At 69.8% G+C, this 17,755-nt stretch carries 17 protein-coding genes; 9 read left to right on the top strand and 8 right to left on the bottom strand.

From position 1 onward, the window contains the following. Positions 1-203: 203 nt before the first annotated feature. The 4 genes from NHG85_RS02535 to NHG85_RS02520 all read right to left on the bottom strand — a co-directional run bounded on the left by NHG85_RS02535 (position 204) and on the right by NHG85_RS02520 (position 4,158). Complete coding sequence (locus NHG85_RS02535; RefSeq protein WP_253329519.1) at positions 204-1,058, bottom strand: esterase-like activity of phytase family protein; 855 nt, start codon at positions 1,056-1,058, stop codon at positions 204-206. A gap of 4 nt (positions 1,059-1,062) precedes the next feature. Then, complete coding sequence (mepA, locus tag NHG85_RS02530) at positions 1,063-1,971, bottom strand: penicillin-insensitive murein endopeptidase (RefSeq protein ID WP_253329517.1); 909 nt, start codon at positions 1,969-1,971, stop codon at positions 1,063-1,065. Continuing rightward, positions 1,968-3,329: an MFS transporter gene (locus tag NHG85_RS02525; protein WP_253329515.1), complete on the bottom strand. Its 1,362-nt coding sequence runs from the start codon at positions 3,327-3,329 to the stop codon at positions 1,968-1,970. The genes mepA and NHG85_RS02525 overlap by 4 nt, the downstream gene beginning before the upstream one ends. Before the next feature lie 259 nt (positions 3,330-3,588). Beyond that, positions 3,589-4,158 (bottom strand): acyl-CoA thioesterase, encoded by a 570-nt coding sequence (locus NHG85_RS02520; RefSeq protein WP_253329513.1) that lies wholly within the window; start codon positions 4,156-4,158, stop codon positions 3,589-3,591. Positions 4,159-4,325: 167 nt separating this feature from the next. Between NHG85_RS02520 and NHG85_RS02515 the strand changes: the two genes are divergently transcribed. From NHG85_RS02515 to NHG85_RS02485, 7 genes are all read left to right on the top strand, one after another. Then, the gene (locus NHG85_RS02515) at positions 4,326-4,613 is read left to right on the top strand and encodes a YggT family protein (RefSeq protein ID WP_099275525.1); all 288 of its coding nucleotides are present in this window, start codon (positions 4,326-4,328) and stop codon (positions 4,611-4,613) included. A gap of 84 nt (positions 4,614-4,697) precedes the next feature. Next, positions 4,698-6,746, top strand: coding sequence for a DNA helicase RecQ (gene recQ, locus NHG85_RS02510; RefSeq protein ID WP_253329511.1), 2,049 nt, complete (start codon positions 4,698-4,700; stop codon positions 6,744-6,746). 27 nt (positions 6,747-6,773) lie between these two features. Next, positions 6,774-7,406 carry a putative glycolipid-binding domain-containing protein gene (locus NHG85_RS02505; RefSeq protein WP_253329509.1) on the top strand — a complete coding sequence of 211 codons (633 nt, stop codon included), beginning with the start codon at positions 6,774-6,776 and terminating at the stop codon, positions 7,404-7,406. A 73-nt stretch (positions 7,407-7,479) separates the two neighbouring features. Further along, positions 7,480-7,992 (top strand): 2Fe-2S iron-sulfur cluster-binding protein, encoded by a 513-nt coding sequence (locus NHG85_RS02500; RefSeq protein ID WP_253329508.1) that lies wholly within the window; start codon positions 7,480-7,482, stop codon positions 7,990-7,992. Beyond that, positions 7,989-8,972, top strand: a complete 984-nt coding sequence (locus NHG85_RS02495) for an FAD binding domain-containing protein (protein ID WP_253329506.1) — start codon at positions 7,989-7,991, stop codon at positions 8,970-8,972. Before NHG85_RS02500 ends, NHG85_RS02495 begins: the two co-directional genes overlap by 4 nt. Further along, positions 8,969-11,182 carry a xanthine dehydrogenase family protein molybdopterin-binding subunit gene (locus NHG85_RS02490; protein ID WP_253329504.1) on the top strand — a complete coding sequence of 738 codons (2,214 nt, stop codon included), beginning with the start codon at positions 8,969-8,971 and terminating at the stop codon, positions 11,180-11,182. Before NHG85_RS02495 ends, NHG85_RS02490 begins: the two co-directional genes overlap by 4 nt. A gap of 139 nt (positions 11,183-11,321) precedes the next feature. Beyond that, positions 11,322-11,777 (top strand): c-type cytochrome, encoded by a 456-nt coding sequence (locus tag NHG85_RS02485; RefSeq protein WP_253329502.1) that lies wholly within the window; start codon positions 11,322-11,324, stop codon positions 11,775-11,777. A gap of 7 nt (positions 11,778-11,784) precedes the next feature. Here the strand turns inward: NHG85_RS02485 and idi are convergent, their stop codons facing one another. From idi to NHG85_RS02465, 4 genes are all read right to left on the bottom strand, one after another. Continuing rightward, positions 11,785-12,309 carry an isopentenyl-diphosphate delta-isomerase gene (gene idi, locus NHG85_RS02480; RefSeq protein WP_253329500.1) on the bottom strand — a complete coding sequence of 175 codons (525 nt, stop codon included), beginning with the start codon at positions 12,307-12,309 and terminating at the stop codon, positions 11,785-11,787. Positions 12,310-12,350: 41 nt separating this feature from the next. Continuing rightward, positions 12,351-12,662: a hypothetical protein gene (locus NHG85_RS02475; RefSeq protein ID WP_253329498.1), complete on the bottom strand. Its 312-nt coding sequence runs from the start codon at positions 12,660-12,662 to the stop codon at positions 12,351-12,353. 82 nt (positions 12,663-12,744) lie between these two features. Then, positions 12,745-15,324, bottom strand: a complete 2,580-nt coding sequence (locus NHG85_RS02470) for an HWE histidine kinase domain-containing protein (protein ID WP_253329496.1) — start codon at positions 15,322-15,324, stop codon at positions 12,745-12,747. Next, positions 15,325-15,879 carry a heme oxygenase-like domain-containing protein gene (locus NHG85_RS02465; protein ID WP_253329494.1) on the bottom strand — a complete coding sequence of 185 codons (555 nt, stop codon included), beginning with the start codon at positions 15,877-15,879 and terminating at the stop codon, positions 15,325-15,327. 184 nt (positions 15,880-16,063) lie between these two features. Between NHG85_RS02465 and NHG85_RS02460 the strand changes: the two genes are divergently transcribed. After that, a complete protein-coding gene (locus tag NHG85_RS02460) occupies positions 16,064-16,720 on the top strand; it encodes an ABC transporter ATP-binding protein (RefSeq protein ID WP_253329492.1) in 657 nt (218 codons plus the stop codon). Then, positions 16,717-17,755: FtsX-like permease family protein (locus NHG85_RS02455; RefSeq protein ID WP_253329490.1), on the top strand; the 1,039-nt coding region annotated here is incomplete at its 3' end. The genes NHG85_RS02460 and NHG85_RS02455, both read left to right, overlap by 4 nt.

Here is a 17,755-nt window from a genome sequence, read left to right as displayed (position 1 = left end):
GCCAAGGGCTGCCTCAGCCACGCACTCCCCAAGCTGTCCCGACACATTTCTCCAATACCCTTCTCGACACTGGATCACCTCCTTTCAGTTGGTTTCGCCTGTTCCAAAGCTGGCACGGAAGCGCGCGTCGTCAAACAGAAATTCACGAGAGGTGACGCTGGGGAAGCCGGGGTGTGGCGCGCGGGCCCATGCCCCGGCCCGGATCATTCATCAACCGCGTATTCGACGAACTCCGTGGTCTGGAAAAAGCGGAAATTGTCATCGGAGATCATGGTGAGCCGGATCCGGCCCAGATCGTCGCGCCAGACCGAGAGGCCTTCGAGGTTGTCATGCACGCCCACGCCGGTCTCCAGCAGCACCTCCTCTTGTGTGCCGTCGGGCGCGAAGCGGCGCACCCGGCTGCGAAAGCCGATGCCGACGAAATCGCGCTCCAGCAGGTAGAGATTGCCGTCGGGGCCGAAATCGGCACCGGTGACGAGAAAGCTGTCGCGGCGCGGGATGGTAAAGGGGATCGTCCATTGCCCCTCCTTCCAGCGGTAGACCGGAAAGGGCCGGTCGAGCCGCCCCGAGCGCTCGGGCAGGGTATAGAGCGCGCCCTCCGCATCGATCGCCAGCGCCTCGAGCGCGCTGTTGAACTGCATCCGCGGAAAGGCCCGCGGGCGCGGCAGGACCTGCGGGCCATGAGGCCCGGTCTCCGATCGCACCCGCGCCTTGGCCTCGAACGAGATCCAGCGCCGCCCGTCCGGGCCGATCGCCAGCCCCTCGCTGTCGGCGAGATGGCCGGTCATGATCCCCTCGCGCCCCGAGCGCAGCGGCTCGGAGCGCGTGATCTCGACCCCGGTGATGCGGCCTTCCTCGTCGCGGGTCAGCCGCCCGTCGAAGATCCGCGCGCGGTCGCTCAGGGTGACGAAGCCGAGCCCGTCCTCGTCGAGCTCGATCGCGGAAAACCCGCCCGCGCCATGCGCCTGCTCGGGCCAGACATGGCTGCCGATGTAATCGACGCTTTGCTGCGACGGCGCCCCGCCCGTGAGCAGGGCCGCCAGAACCATGGCTTTCATCGGATCAGTCGCTCGCCAGCACGGCGGCGCATTGGCCGGGCAGGTCGGCCATGGTGATCTCGCGCTTGGGCTTGGGGGCGGGCGCGTCCGGATCGGGGGCGGGCGGGTTGAGGATGTTGGCCTGCCATTCGCGCGCCTGGTCGCAGCCATCGCCCGGCGGCGGCGGATCCTGGGATTCGCAGGCGCTGTCGCCGGGCAGGCAGTCCAGCCGCACGTGGAAATGCGTGTTGTGGCCCCACCAAGGCCGGACCTTCCTGAGCCAGGAGCGGTCGCCCGTCTCGGCGTCGCACATCGCGACCTTGGCGCCGGGGAAGATGAAGATCCGCGCGGTGCGCGGGTCGGAAGCGGCGGCCTTGACGAGCGCCATGTGCTGCGGCGTCCAGTCGGCGTTGGTATAGGCGCCGCCACGCGCCTGCATGTTGGTCGAGGAGATCGCCTCGCGCTCGGCCCGGCTCAGGTCGAGCCGGTCGGTGCGGCGCAACCAGATGTCGGCGTCGATGCCGGTCTGGTGGCTGGCATGGCCGGTCAGCATCGGCCCGCCGCGCGGCTGGCTCAGATCGCCCACGTAGATGCCGTTCCAGCCGGGCAGCTTCGCGGCCTCGCGCGACAGGTCCTGCAGGAAGTCGATCGTCTCGGGCTGGGCCCAGTTGCGGTTGCGCGACAGGCGCATCGCCTGCCATGTCGGCCCGGTCTCGGGCAGCTGCGCCGCGCCGGCCTGGCAGCCCTTGGAATAGAAGCCGAGCGATTCGGAGCGCTGCGACGAGGCGGTCGAGACATGGCCGAAGAGCTGTTTGGCGATGCGGCTGTCGTTGGCGTTCTGCGAGGAGACGACCGCGCGCGGGGCGGGCGCTTCGCTTTCACAGGCGGCGAGAAGGCCGAGGCCCAGAAGGGCGGCGGCGAGGGGGCGGATCATGCTGCTCGGTCTCCGTTCTTGTTGACCCACCCTAGCAGAAACAGCGCCAGTGCGAACAGGGCGATCACCGGGACCAGGCCGGCGCGCACCGATCCGCTCATCCATGTGGCGAAGGTGATCGCCATGGGCGCGAGAAAGGCGGTGGCGCGCCCCGAGAGCGCGAAAAGCCCGAAGGCCTCGGTCGCGCGCGCCGGGTCGGCATGGCGCACCATCAGGCTGCGCGAGGCCGCGTAAAGCGCGCCCCCCGCCCCGCCGATCAGCGCACCGCACAGGTAGAACAGCATGTCGGGCAGCTTCGAGCCGGGGGCGAGAGCGATGCCGAACAGGCTGTCGCGGCTCATCGAAACGACGAGGACCGACACGCCGATCAGCACCCAGACGGAGGCGCGGATCACCGGTTTGGGGCCTATCCCCGCATCCGCCAGCCCGCCCGCCCAGGTCAGCACCGCCGCGGCGATGGCGCCGATGATGCCGAAGACGCCGATCTCGATCACCGACCAGCCCAGCACCAGCGTCGCATAGAGCCCGCCAAAGGCATAGATCGCCGCCAGCGCGTCGCGGTAGAGCATCGAGGCCGCGAGAAAGGCGGCGAGGCTCGGCCGGCGCGCCACGTCGCGCAGCGTCTCGGCCAGCCGCGCCGCGATCAGACGCGGCGTCACCCGCGCCCGCGCCACCGGCCCCGCGTCGCGCACCCATGCGAAGAAGGGGATGATGAACACCGCGTACCACGCCGCGATGATCGGCCCCGTCGCGCGGGTGCCCTCGCGCATCTCCGGGTCGAGACCCAAGACAGGCGGACGGCCCAGAAGCGTCACGCCGCTCGCGTTCTCGGCAAAGAGCAGCAGCACGAGGATCAGCGACACCACCCCGCCCCAGTAGCCCAGCGCCGCGCCCGAGCCCGAGATCCGCCCGATCATCGGCCCTGTCGCAAGCGAGGGCAGCAGCGCGTTGTTGACGTTGGTGGCCGATTCGGCGGCGACGAAGCCCGCAAAGAACAGCACGAGCGCCGGGATCAGTATTGCCCCGTCGGGCTCCAGCACCCAAAGCGAGGCGGCGCAGATCACCACAATGACCGAAAACCCCGCGATCCACGGCATTCGCCGTCCGGAGGCATCGGCCAGCGCGCCCAGCACCGGCGCGGTAAAGGCGATGACGAGCCCCGCCACAGTCTGCCCCGTGCCCCACAGCGATTGCGCTGCCGCATCCGCCTCGGCCGTGGAAAGCCCTTCGCGGGCAAAGCGCGCGGTGGCGACGGCGGCGAAATAGGGGCCGAAGATGAAGGTCAGGCCGAGCGTGGCATAGGGTTGCTGTGCCAGATCGAAGATCATCCAGCCCCAGATCCGTTTCCTGCTCGCCATCACCGATCCCCGTCCCGCTCGGGCGGATCAGACAGCGGTGCGGCGGAACTGTCCACGGCCCGGCGCGGATTTCGCCGCGGCTGCGTCCGGCCTGCGCCGCATTGCAGGGACGGCGCCTGCCATCGGCTGCGGGATTTGCGTATTTAAAGAAAGATGAAAGGGAAGGCGCGGCCCCCCGGTTCATCTTTCTCCAAATACGCATGGCGCAGCCTCGGCCGCGAACGCCCCGGCGGGTCGAAGGCGCGCGGGCGGCAGGGGGCTACTCCGCCGCCATGGCCTCGGCGCCCGCATCCGCCATGGGCGGCCATGGCCGCTCGGCCTCGGCACGCACCCAGTCGGCGATCCACTCGGGCATCGGCGGCGAGGCGGGGTTCTGTCCCAGCGCCTCCATCAGCCGCGCCGGGTTCACCACGCCGCCGCGCTTGCGGTCGGTGATGGCGAGCCGCACCAGCGCGTGGCTCGTGCATTCGCCATCGGCGCGGAACATGCCCTGCTCGGTATAGACATAGCGGTCGTCCCAGCAGATGGCGCGGCTGCGCATGGTCAGCCGGGCAAAGCCCTGCACCCGGCGGCGGTAGCGCACCGAAACACCCGCCACGGCCATGCCCCAGCCACTTTTGCGCAGCGCGCCGATCACGCCGATGCGCTTGGACAGCGGCATCCGGCCAAGATCGAACAGCGTCAGCGTCCGGCCATTGTTCAGCTCGTTCCAGAAGTCGAGATCCCAAGGCATCACGACATGCCGGCTCTCATGCGTGCCGGTGACGGGCAGGGGGGCATCCTTGCGGTGGCGCCAGAACTGCCAGAACATGCGGATGAAGGGATACATCGGGAACTCCGGAGGCGAGGATCGCCGCGCAAGTTGCGCGAGGGTGACGGGCGCGTCAACGGGTGACGCAAAGGACCCATGGTCGCAAGGCGGGCCTTCGGGATTGCTCTTGGGGGTCTGGCTCCTTACCTGTCGTGCGACCCCAAGAAGCCCCGGACGGACCATCCATGACCTCGCTCTTCCAGATCCTGATGCTCATCCTCGACATCGCGACCTTCTTCATCTTCGCGCATTTCATCATGAGCTGGCTGATCAGCTTCCAGGTGCTGAACCTGCGCCAGCCGCTGGTCGCGCAGATCTGGGACGGTCTGACCCGTCTGCTGGAGCCGCTCTACGCCCCGGTGCGCCGCATCCTGCCGCAGATGGGCGGGCTCGACCTCGCGCCGCTGGTGGTGCTCGTCGGCATCTATGCGCTCGAGATCATCCTGAGGAACAACGCCGCCGCGTTCTACTGACGCAGCCCCCGGCCTGCGCGCCGGGATGCCGCGCATTTCAGGACCGGCGCGCCCACGCGCCGCCCCAGCCGAGGTAAGCCCCCGATGAGCCCAGCGACCCATCTGCGCGACGTCTTCGGATTCGACGCCTTCCGCCCCGGACAGGAGGAGATCGTCGACGCGGTGACGGCCGGGCACGACGTGCTGGCGATCATGCCCACGGGGGGCGGCAAGTCGCTGTGCTACCAGCTGCCCGCGCTGGTGCGCGACGGGGTGACGGTGGTGATCTCGCCGCTGATCGCGCTGATGCGCGATCAGGTGCGCGGCCTGCGCGAGGCGGGGGTCGAGGCAGGCGCGCTGACCTCGGGCAACACGCCGGAGGAGACCGACGCGGTGCTGGCCGCGCTGCGCGAGGGGCGGCTGAAGCTGCTCTACATGGCGCCGGAGCGCCTTGCCTCGGGCGCCACCGTGCCGCTGCTGCAACGCGCGGGCGCTTCGCTCATCGCGGTGGACGAGGCGCATTGCGTCAGCCAGTGGGGGCATGATTTCCGCCCCGATTACCTGCGCATCGGTGACCTCAAGCGCCAGCTCGGCGTGCCGCTCGCGGCCTTCACCGCCACGGCGGATGCCGAAACGCGCGAGGAGATCGTCCAGAAGCTGTTCGAGGGAAACCAGCCCGAGACCTTCCTGCGCGGTTTCGATCGACCCAACATCCACCTCGCCTTTGCCGTGAAGGACAGCCCGCGCCGCCAGATCCTCGATTTCGCCGATCGGCGGCGGGGGCAGTCCGGCATCGTCTATTGCGGCACGCGGGCCAAGACCGAGGCGCTGGCCGCCGCGCTGCGCGAGGCGGGGCATTCGGCGCTGCACTACCATGGCGGCATGGAGGCCGGCGACCGGCGCGAGGCCGAGACGCGGTTCCAACAGGAGGACGGGCTCATCGTTGCCGCAACCGTCGCCTTCGGCATGGGCATCGACAAGCCCGACATCCGCTGGGTCGCCCATGCCGACCTGCCCAAGAGCATCGAGGCCTATTACCAGGAGATCGGCCGCGCCGGGCGCGACGGCGCGCCTTCCGAGACGCTGACCCTCTATGGGCCCGATGACATCCGCTACCGCCGCCAGCAGATCGACGAGGGGCTGGCCCCGCCCGAGCGCCGCGCCGCCGATCATGGCCGGCTCAACGCGCTTCTGGGCCTCGCCGAGGCGCTGGACTGCCGCCGCAGCGTGCTCCTGGGCTATTTCGGCGAAGCGCCCGGCGCGCCCTGCGGCTATTGCGACCTGTGCGACAAGCCGCCCGAGACCTTTGACGCGACCCAGCCGGTGCGCATGGCGCTTTCGGCTGCGCTCAGGACCGACGAGCGCTTTGGCGCGGGGCACCTGATCGACATCGTCATGGGCAATGCCACCGAGAAGGTGAGGCAGCGCGGCCACGAGGATCTGCCGACCTTCGGCGTCGGCAAGGCGCATTCCAAGGCGCAATGGCAGGCGATCTTCAGACAGATCATGGGCCGCGACCTGATGCGCCCCGACCCCGAGCGCCACGGCGCGCTCAGGATGACCGAGGCGGCAAGACCAATTCTGCGCGGCGAGGAAAGCATCACGCTTAGAAAGGACACGATCAAATCCGCACGCTCCGGGCCAAAGGTGCGCGAGATGGTGTCAGAAGAGGACGCTCCGCTGCTCTCGGCGCTCAAGGCCAAGCGGCGCGCGTTGGCCGAGGCGGCGAGCCTGCCCGCCTATATCATCTTCACCGACCGCACCCTGATCGAGATGGCCGAGAAGAAGCCCGCCACGCTCGATGAGATGGCCCGGATCGGCGGCGTCGGTGCCAAGAAGCTCGAAAGCTACGGGCGTGCTTTTCTCGCCGTGATCACCGGCGAAGCGGAGGAGGTCCACCCGGCCCGGCGCAAGCTCGCCACGCGCGGCGCGGGCTCGCTCTACGACCGGCTGATGGCGGCGCAGGCCGAGCTGCTGCGCGGGCCGGACGGGCATGACAAGCCGATGAGCTGTTCGGCCAAGGAGCTGGCGCGTGTCGCGGCGGGGCGTCCGCGCGACATGGCCGACATGGAGCGGCTTTTGGGCGCGCGCCACGCCGAACGCTTCGGCGCGGCCTTCCTGCAGGTTTTCGAAGAGGTGGCCGACGAGGCCTGATCATCTCGCATGGACGCCGTGCGAGGCATGCGTGATCGTGGACAGCATGGCGAAGCCCGTGCCAACATCCTGCAACCCCAGCAGGAGAATTCCGCGATGACCGGCACCACCGTCGCCAGCGTGATCTGGCACAGGCTCGACCGCGACGGCACGGATCGCTGCCGTCTTGCCCGGCTCGACGAGGGCTGGCTGATCGTCGGCCATGCGCGCTGGGACGAGGCGGGCGAGACGGCGGCGCTCGATTACGCGCTGCGCTGCGATGCGGGCTGGCGCTGCCTTTCGGCGGATGTGACCGGGCTGCACGGCGCGCGGCCTGTGGCCTGCCGGATCACCCGGCAGGACGAGGGCTTCGCGATCGAGGGCCAGGTGCCGGTGCGCGGCACCGATCTCGATCTCGGCTTCACCCCGGCCTGGATGCTGGTGCCGCTGAACCGGCTCGATCTGCCCCATGCCCGTCCTTTTGGGGTCGAGACGGCGCGGCTGCGCGCCACGGAGGGCGGGCGGCTGGAGCCGCTTGGGCATAGCTTCGCCCGGGTCCGCGATGGCCTGGATCATGCGATCCCGGCGCTGGGCCGGGATGCGCGGCTGCGGCTGCACGAGACCGGCTTCGTCATCGAGGACCCCGGCCTGTGGCACGGGGTGGTAACGCTCGAAAGGTAGCGGGTGCGGGGAACTCCTGCTTGCCGGCGTCGGTTGGACCGGAATTGTCCGACCGTGCGAAGGATCCCCCTCGATGCAATTTGAACTCGACGTCAATGGCGAGCGCCACGCGCTCGACCTCGACCCGCGCACCTCGCTGCTCGACGCGCTGCGCGATCACCTCGGCCTCACCGGCTCCAAGAAGGGGTGCGATCACGGCCAGTGCGGCGCCTGCACCGTCATCGTCGAGGGGCGGCGGATCAATTCCTGTCTGACGCTGGCCTGCATGCACGAGGGCGACGAGATCACCACCGTCGAGGGGCTGGGCGCGCCCGACGATCTTTCGCCTCTGCAGCGCGCTTTCGTCGAGCATGACGGCTACCAGTGCGGTTACTGCACCCCGGGGCAGATCTGCTCGGCCACCGCGATGCTGGGCGAGATCGAAAAGGGCTGGCCCAGCAATGTCACCGAGGATCTGGAGACGCAGGTCGAGGCCTCGATCGAGGAGATCTCCGAGCGGATGAGCGGCAACCTGTGTCGCTGCTCGTGCTACCCGGGCATCGTCGATGCGATCCGGCAGGTCGCGAAAGAGGAGGCGCGGGCATGAGGGCCTTCGATTACATCCGCGCGGGCGACAGGGCGCAGGCGGTCCGCGACGGGGCGGGCCCCGAGACGCGCTTCATCGCCGGCGGCACCAACCTGCTCGACTTGATGAAGCTCGAGGTGATGGCGCCCGAGCGGATCGTCGACATCACCCGGCTCGAGCTCGGCGGGATTGAGGAGACGGCGGACGGCGGGCTGCGCATCGGCGCGCTGGTCACCAATTCGGACCTCGCCGCCGACGCGCGGGTGCGCAGGGGCTGGCCGGTGCTGAGCCGGGCATTGCTCGCGGGCGCCAGCGGACAGCTCAGGAACAAGGCGACCACGGGCGGCAACCTGCTGCAGCGCACGCGGTGCTATTACTTCTACGACCGGGGCGAGCCTTGCAACAAGCGCGAGCCGGGATCGGGCTGCGCCGCGATGGGCGGCATGAACCGCATCCTCGCGATCCTCGGGACATCGGAGCAGTGCATCGCCACCCACCCCTCCGACATGGCCGTCGCCATGCGGGCGCTGGACGCGCGGGTCGAGGTCGAGGGGCAGGACGGCACCCGCGAGATCGCGCTCGACGACTTTTACTGCAGCCCAGGCGACACGCCGCATATCGAGACGGTGCTGGCACCCGGCGAGCTGATCACCGCCGTGATCCTGCCCGCCCCCGCCGGTGGTCGACAGATCTACCGCAAGGTGCGCGACCGCTCGTCCTATGCCTTCGCGCTCGTTTCCGTCGCCGCCGTTGTCGAGGTGGAGAACGGCAAGATCGCCAAGGCGCAGCTCGCCTTCGGTGGCCTCGGCCCGATGCCATGGCGCGACAGGGCGGTCGAGGAGGCGCTCGTCGGAGAGGCCCCGTCGCCCGCGCTGTTCGACCGCGCCGCCGACATCCTGCTGACCGAGGCCAAGGGCCATGGCGGCAATGATTTCAAGATCCCCCTGACGCGGCGCACCCTCGCCGCCGTCCTGAGCCAGGCGACGGAGGCCGCAGCATGAGTTTGGAAACCACGCGCCAGCTGAAACACGACACCCCCGACCACGACCGTCGCCTCGACGGCATGGCCCAGGGCGTGCTCGGCACCGACATGGACCGCCCCGAAGGCCGGCTCAAGGTTTCGGGCCGCGCCACCTATGCCGCCGAGACACACCCCGAGGGCATGGCCCATGGCTACCTCGTGCGCGCCGCCACCATCGGGCGGATCACCGGCTCCAACGCGGAGGCCATCCGCGCGATGCCCGGCGTGCTGCATGTGCTCGAGGACGAGCGGATGATCCGCAACGCGGCGCAGGGCATGGCCGGAGAATCCCCGGTGCAAAAGCAGGGACAGTCCTGGTATGTCGGCCAACCCGTCGCCTGCGTCGTGGCCGAGACCTTCGAGCAGGCGCGCCACGCCGCACAGGCGATGATGGTGACGATCGAGCCCGACGGCACCCATGTCTTCGACGCGGAGGCCGAAGGCGTCGAGGTCGACACGCCGGAAAAGAAGCAGGTTTCGCAAGGCGATCTCGACGGCGCCATGGCCGAGGCGGCTTTTTCGGTCGATCACGATTACCGCACGCCGTCCATGTCGAGCGCCGCGATGGAGCCGCATGCCTCGGTCGCCCAATGGGACGATGAGGGGCGGGTGACGCTGCGCGGCTCCTACCAGCTCCTGCGCTTCAACAAGAACGAGCTGGCCGACGTGCTGGGCGTCGCACCCGATAAAGTGCGCATCCTGTCGCCCTATGTCGGCGGCGGCTTCGGCTCCAAGCTCGGCCTTGCGCCCGAGGCGGTGGCCGCGGCGCTGAGCGCGCAGGTGCTTGGGCGGCCCGTGCGGGTGGTGCTGCACCGCCGGCAGGTGTTCGAGACCGTGACCCGCCGCTCGGAGACGAAACAGCGCATTCGCCTGTCCTGCGACGCGGATGGCAAGCTGACCGGAATCGGGCACGAGAACCTCGTGAGCCAGCTGCCCGATGAGGTGTTTTCCGAGCCCGTCGCGCAGGGCACGCATTTCCAATACGCCGCCCCCAACCGGGTGGTGGGCCATAACATCGCCCGCATCCGCCGCTCCGCCACCGGATCGGTGCGCGCGCCGGGCGAGGCGGTGGGCGTCACCGCCTTCGAGATCGCGGTGGATGAGCTGGCCAAGACCGCGGGCATCGACCCGCTGGAGTTCCGGCTGAGGAACGTGCCGGAGAAGCACCCCGAAAACGGCAAGCCGTTTTCCTCCTCGACCATGGAGGCGACGCTGCGCGAAGGGGCCGCGCGCTTTGGCTGGCAGCATAGCCAGCCGCGCCAGCGGCGCGAAGGGGAATGGTGGATCGGCACCGGCATGGCGGGGGCCGTGCGCGTCAATATGATGATCGAGGCACATGCCCGTGTCGTGCTCACCGGGCAGGGCGCGCGGGTCGAATGCGACATGACCGACATCGGCACCGGCTCCTACGCGATCCTGACGCAGGTGGCGGCGGAGCTATTGGGCTTCGCGCCCGCGCAGGTCGAGACGGTCCTGGGCGATACCGACCTGCCGCCTGCCTCGGGCTCGGGGGGCAGCTTCGGCGCGGCCTCGACCTCGACGGCGGTCTATCTCGCCTGCATGGAGCTGCGCGAGCGGCTGGCGGCGAAGATCGGCGTCAAGGAAACCGAGCTGACCCTCAAGGACGGCGTGGCGACCCATGACAACCGGCAGACGCCGCTGACCGAGGTTCTGGGCGACGAGGAGTGGCGCGCGCTGGGCCATCTCAAGCCCGGCAAGGCCGGCCAGGAGGTGCGCCAGGCGACATGGGGCGCGGTATTTGCCGAGGTGGCGGTGAACGACGTGACCGGCGAGACGCGGGTGCGCCGTATGGAGGGCACCTTTGCCGCCGGGCGCATCCTCAACCTCAAGACCGCGCGCTCGCAGTGCCACGGCGGCATGATCTGGGGGATCGGCCTGGCGCTGACCGAGGCGCTGGAGCACGATCCGCGCGACGGGCACATGGTCAACCGCGATCTCGCCGAATACCACCTTCCGGTGAACCTCGACGTGCCGCAGCTCGGGGTGCATTTCATCGAGGAGCGCGACGACTGGGCCAACCCGCTTCAGGCCAAGGGCATCGGCGAGCTGTCGATCTGCGGCTCGGGCGCGGCTGTCGTCAACGCGATCGAGAACGCCTGCGGCGTGCGGGTGCGCCGCCTGCCCGCGACGCTCGACCAGGTGATGGAGGGGCTGATCGCCCAGGGCTGAAACCCTGGGTCGGCAAGCTCGAAATCGCCCCGTTTCGACACGATGACGTGTCGGGGCGGGGGATTGGATGCCCCACCCGGAGCATATATCTGCTAGGATGATCGGAGCATCGGTCGCTTACGGGTTCAGGGAGATCTCGATGAATTGGCTGGCGCGAAGCATGGCGGTGGTGGCGGGGCTCGGGCTCTGGTCGATCCCGGCGCAGGCGCAGGACGCAGTCGAGGGCGAACGGCAGTTCGGCCGGCAATGCGTCTCCTGCCACGTGGTCCGGGCCCCGGATGGCAAGGTGCTGGCCGGGCGCAACGCGCGCACCGGTCCCAATCTGCATGGCATCGACGGCCGGGTGATCGGATCGGTCGAGGATTTCCGCTACGGCGATGCGATGGACCGGATGCGCGAGCGGGGCGTCACCTGGAACGAAGAGCGCTTCATCGCCTATGTGCAGGATCCGACCGCTTGGCTGCGCGGGGTGCTCGACGACCGCCGCGCGCGCGGCAAGATGGCCTTCAGGGTCCGTGATCCGCAGGCCGCCGCCGACATTTACGCCTATCTCGAAACGCTCGCCCCCCGGCAGCAGGCCGAAACGGGCAATTGAGCCGCGATCACAGCGCCAGGCGGTGCTCGGCGAGATAGATCGCAAGCCAGGGCGTGTAGCGTTCGGGCCGCGCCGCGACATCGGCGCGCAGCGCCGCGAAGGTCATCCAGTCGGTGCGCTGGACCTCCGCCGGGTCGGGGGCGGGGCGGGGTTCATCCTCGAGCTCGGCCACGAAGACCTCGACCACCTCGTGCTCGATCAGCTCGACCCCGACCGGGGCGCGGTATTCGATCTGCCCCAAGGGCCGCAGCGGCAGCCCCCGCAGCCCCAGCTCCTCGCCCAGCCTGCGGCTCGCGCAGTCCTGCGCGGCCTCGCCCCAGCGCGGATGGGTGCAACAGCTGTTGGTCCATAGCCCCGGCGTGTGATACTTGCCCGCCGCGCGCTGCTGGAGCAGCGTGTGCCCATTCCAGTTCACGAAGACGCTGATCGCCGGATGCCGCAGCCCGCGCCGATGCACCTCGATCTTGTCGACCGGCACCAGCCGGTCCCCCTCCCAGGCCGGGATCTCGATCTCGTCGCGCGGGTCGGCCATCCGGGGTCTCCTCTCGGGCGGGGTCGATCAGAAGGGGCCGCTCAGAAGGCCGGGGCGGTCTCGACCGGGGCGGGGCGCGTCTGCACCACCATCCGCGCGGCGGTGGCGTCGCAGGAGACGGTGACGAAATCGCCCTCGTCGCGAAAGCGCACGATGCGGCTGTCGGAGGTTTCGGCCAGCACCGCCGGCGTCTGGCCGATCCGCGCGGCGGTCTCGTCGATCCGCGAGAGACACTCGGAAAAGCCCATCGGCACCGTCTGATCCGCCGGCGGGGGCACGAGCCCGCCTTCGCAGGCTGCCAGCACCGCCAATGCCGCAAGCCCGGCAATGCCGCGCGCCTTCGATCCGATCATGCCTCGTCTCCCTCAGGTGATACCGGCGGCAGACTGCCCCGGCGCTGCCGCGAGGTCCAGACCGGTTCGCCATGTGCCGCGATCAGCGCGCCGGCAGGTCGCGCAGCAGCGCCGCGAAGCTCGATTGCACCGTGCGCTTGGTGAAGGGCTTCTTCAGGATGACCGCGCCCGGATAGGCCTCGGTGATGCCGGCCGTCTCGCCATAGCCCGTCGCCAGAAGGAACGGCACGCTGCGCGCCTGCAGCGCCTCGGCCACCGGGACGGAGGTTTCGTGGCCGAGGTTGACGTCGAGCAGGGCGATGTCGAAGGCCCCCTCCTCGATCAGCCGCAGCGCTTCGCCCACGCCGCTGGCGGTGGCGACGTCGTCGCAGCCCAGCTCGGTCAGGATGTCGGCGCCGTCCATGGCGATGATCATGTTGTCCTCGACGATCAGCGCCCGCCCGGAGAGCCGGATCGGCGTCTCCTCTGGCACGGGGTGTGCGGCGGCCCCCTGCGCGGGCGCGGGCCGCTCGGGCGCGCTCGTCACGAAGCGCGCAGGAACCTTGAACGTGGCCTCCGTCCCGGCCAGTGCGAAGCGCAGCTCCGCCTCGCCGCCCAGCTCGAAGGGGATCGCGCGCTCGATCACCGTGGTGCCGAAGCCGCGCCCCTTGGGCGCCTTCACCGCCGCACCGCCGCGCTCGCGCCATTCGATTCCGAGCGCGCCATCCTCGAGCCGCGACAGCATGACCTCCACCCGCCCATGCGGCTGCTTGAGCGCGCCGTATTTCGCGGCGTTGGTGACCATCTCGTGCAGCACCAGCGCGAGGGTCGAGAAGGCCTCGGGCGACAACAGCACATCCGCGCCGCTGATGCGCACGCGGTCGGCCCCGGTGGCGACGAAGGCGGTCGCTTCGGTCTCGATCAGCTCGCGCAGCGAGGCGGCCTGCCATTCCGCGCCGGTCAGCTGGTCATGCGCGCGCGCCAGCGCGTCGATGCGCCCGTCGAGGATGCGGCCGTAATCCTCGACCGAGGTGACGTCGGAGCCGCTTTGCGACACCAACCCGCGCACGAGGTTGAGGATGTTGCGCACCCGGTGGTTCAGCTCGGCGATCAGCAGCTCCTGACGCTCCTGCGCCCGCTTGCGCTCGGCGATGGAATCATCGGCGATCTTGAGCACCACCTCGAGCAGCGTGATGCGGATCGTCTCGGCGGCTGCGATCTCGCTGTCGGTCCATGGCGCGCTCTGGCCGCGCACCGTCTCGGTCCAGGCGGCAAAGCTCTTGCGCGGGGTGAGCCTGAGCCCGTTCGGCCCCGGCTGCGCGGGCTTGTTCGGATCGCCCGCCCAGGTCACCTCCTCGACCTGTTCGCGGCGAAACAGCACGATGTAATCGCGCGGGCCCCGGCTGATCGGCAAGGACAGCAGCCCCGCGGCGCGCTCGACGAAGCCGTCGGCCTCGGCATAGCTGTCGATCAGCCTGTCCGTGCCATGCACCCGCCCCGCCGCCACGCCGTGCAGGTGGCGCAGCAGCCCCATGAACTCCTCATAGGTGGGGGCCGAGCCCTGTGCGTGGTACCGGTCGCCGATCCAGATGGCGATGCCGTCGAAGGGGATCACCTCGCCGATCGCATCGGCGATGGTGTCGAAATTGCGCGAGATGGCGACAGGATCGGCCATCTGCTCGACCAGACCGGCATGCAGCTGGCGCGCCTGCAGGGTCTGGCGGCGCTCGGCCTCGGTCTCGACGGCGGCGATCTCGTAGGAGAACAGCTGTGTGAACAACTCCACCGCCGAACGCTTTTCGTAATCGATGTAATGCGGCCTGTTGTGGTGACAGGCGATCAGCCCCCATAGCTTCCCCTCGCACAGGATCGAGACCGACATCGAGGCGGCCACGCCCATGTTGCGCAGGTATTCGAGGTGAATGGGCGACACCGCCCGCGTCACCGAGAGCGACAGATCGAGCGGCGCGCCCTCCGGGGTCTGCGGCGGCACGATCGGCTGCGGCACCGCGTCCACGTCCATGATCAGCCGGATCGGGTTGCGCACATAGAGCTCGCGCGCCTGCCGGGGGATGTCGCTCGCCGGAAAGCGCAGATCGAGAAAGGGCGTCATGCCCGGCGTGGCGGCCTCGGCGATCACCCGGCCGCTGTCGTCGTGCTGGAACTGGTAGACCATGACCCGGTCGAAACCGGTCATCGCCCGCATGGCGCGCGCCGCCTCGCGCGCCATGGCGGGGATCTCGCGGCGTCGGCGCACCCGCGCCAGCAGCGGCTGCACAAGCGACATCTCGTCATGCATCGCCCGCTTCGACTTGGGCTCGAACTCGAACAGGTAGCCCGGCCCCGACACGTGCACCGAAAGATCGAACAGCCGCCCGTCCTCGAACAGGTCGAGCCCGTAGATCCGCGCCGCCCCGGTGTCCTGCCCCAGCATCTGGATCCGGCCGCGCAGGTAATGCACCACCTCACGCGGAAACAGCTCGGGAAAGCGCGCGCCGATCGTGCCCTCGACATCGAGCCCGAGCATCTCGCCGATATTGGCCGAGACGTGCCCGACGGTCCAATCCTCGCCCACGGCGATCAGGCAGCCATAGGGCTGCACATGGCCGAGAAACTGGATCTGCTCGCGATCGCAATTGCTGAGTTCCACCGGTTCGACGGTGGCGGTCGCGGGTTCGGGCATTCAGGCTATCCGTTCGTTTTTGGGGGCAGAGATGCTGCGCCGGGCAGCATGGCCCGCCGACAAAAAGAGTTCAAACAGCCGTTCGGCCTCGGCCAGATCGGCGTCCGCATCCGTACCATCGGCCCCGCGCGCCCCGGCCTCGTCGCAAAAGCCGCGCCACTGATCGGTGAGCGGTGGCAGCGACAGATAGGCCCCTGCCGCCAGCAGGCCAGGGTCGGTCGCGGCCTGCCACCTGCGGCGCAACAGCTGGCTGCCGAGCCGCGAGCCGAGCAGCACGTAGTCCTGCGCGTTATGGCGGTGCAGCACCAATGGCGCCAGCCGCGGCGGGGCCGGGGCCTCCAACCGGGCGAGATCCGTGTCGATCGCCGCGATCATCCGGTCGAGCAGGGGCCGGCCCGTGCGCCCGCCCGGCGCGGGACGGATCGCCGCGAAGGCGGCGCGGTGCGCCCGCAAGAACAGGGTCAGCCCGGGCCGCGTCGCCAGGTCGAGATCCGAAAAGAACCGGTCGAGCCGTTCGTGTGAGGGGGCGAGATCCGCGCGCAGGCGCTGTCGCAAGCTTCGATCCGGGGTCAATTCGGTCTGCATCCTCGTCGTTTCGGTCCCTTGTCGGGGCATGCATGCGGGCCCCGGCAGGGGGTCTTCGCATCAAAAGCGATCCGTCCGGAGCTGTCGAGGGGAAGGTGGCCCCTGCGGCATCATCGCTGTTTCCCGCCGCCCGGATCGGCCTAGCTAGGCTTACATGCTGCTCGAACTGCGCGACATCAAGAAAAGCTTCACCGGCGCCGAAGGGCCTGTGCCGGTGTTGCGCGGCGTCGACCTTGGGCTCGGCGCGGGCGAAAGCCTCGCGCTGACGGGCGAGAGCGGTTCGGGCAAATCGACGCTGCTGCATCTCATCGGCGGGCTCGATCGGCCCGATTCGGGACGGATCGAGGTCGCGGGCGAGGAGGTCACCGCGCTCGACGACCGGGGCCGGGCGGCGCTCCGGCGCGGCACGGTGGGGGTGGTGTTCCAGCAATTCAACCTGATCCCCTCGCTCGACATCGCCGCCAACATCGCCTTTCAGGCGCGGCTCGCCGGGCGGCACGACGCCGGCCTGGCGCAGGAGCTGGCCGAGCGGCTGGGGCTTGCCGCGCATCTGTCGAAATATCCCGAGCAGCTTTCGGGCGGCCAGCAACAGCGCACCGCCATCGCCCGCGCCCTTGCCGCGCGGCCGCGCCTCGTGCTTGCCGACGAGCCGACCGGCAATCTCGACGAAGCCACCGCCGAGGCGGTGCTGGGCGCGATGCTCGAGCTTGTCGCCGAGACGGGCGCGGCGCTGCTGATGGTCACCCATTCGGCCCATCACGCGGCGCGGATGGGGCGGCGGCTGCATCTACGGGCGGGGCGCATCGCGTGAACCGGACCGTGTTGCTCGCCTTGCTGTCGCATTGGCGCCGCGCGCCGCTGCAGCTTTTCACGCTGATCGCGGGCTTGGCGCTGGCCACGGGACTGTGGTCGGGGGTGCAGGCGATCAACGCCGAGGCGCGCGCGAGCTACGACGCCGCGGCCGCGACGCTGGGCGAGGGGCGCTTTGCCCGGATCGAGGCCGCCGCGGGCGGGACGATCTCGCGCGACGACTATGTCGCGCTGCGCCGGGCGGGCTGGCAGGTCAGCCCGGTGGTGCAGGGGCGGCTCGGGCCGCTGCGGCTGATCGGGATCGATCCGCTGACCGCCCCGGGCGGGATCGCGCCGGTGTCGGAAGGCGCCGATATCTCTGCCTTTCTGGGCGGCACGGGGCAGGTTTTCGGTCAAGCCGAGGCGCTGGCGCGGCTGCCCGAGATCGACGCCGTGCCGGTGGTGGCCTCCGATGTCGCACCCAACTCGGTCATCACCGACATCTCGGTGGCGCTGCGGATGCTGGACCAAGAGGGCCTCGACGCGCTGCTGGTGGACCCCGAGCAGCCACAGGGTCGCCCCGCGCTGGAGGCGGCCGCCCCCGGCCTCACCTTGCGCCCGGCGCAGGCGGGATCGGAGGTCGGGCGGCTGACCGACAGCTTCCACCTCAATCTCACGGCCTTCGGCCTTTTGTGCTTCGCCGTCGGCATCTTCATCGTGCATGGCGCGGTGGGCCTCGCCTTCGAGCAGCGCCGCCCGGTGCTGCGCACCATGCGGGCGCTGGGCGTGCCGCTGGGCCGGCTGGTGGGGCTGATGCTGGCGGAGATGGCGGCGCTGGCGCTGATCGCGGGCAGCCTCGGCGTGGGGCTGGGCTGGCTTTTGGCCTCGCAATTGCTGCCGGACGTGGCGGCGACGCTGCGCGGGCTCTACGGGGCCGAGGTGGCGGGCGGGCTGACGCTGCGCCCCTCGTGGTGGCTCTCGGGTCTCGGGCTGGCGCTGGCGGGAACGGCGCTGGCCGCCGGGGCGGCGCTATGGCGCATCGCGACCATGCCGCTGC

This window comes from Limimaricola litoreus, assembly GCF_024159025.1.
In the GTDB taxonomy this organism is placed as follows: Bacteria; Pseudomonadota; Alphaproteobacteria; order Rhodobacterales; family Rhodobacteraceae; genus Limimaricola; species Limimaricola litoreus.
Note: the sequence above shows the minus strand (reverse complement) of the source record. Positions and strands in the feature narration are given on the sequence as shown.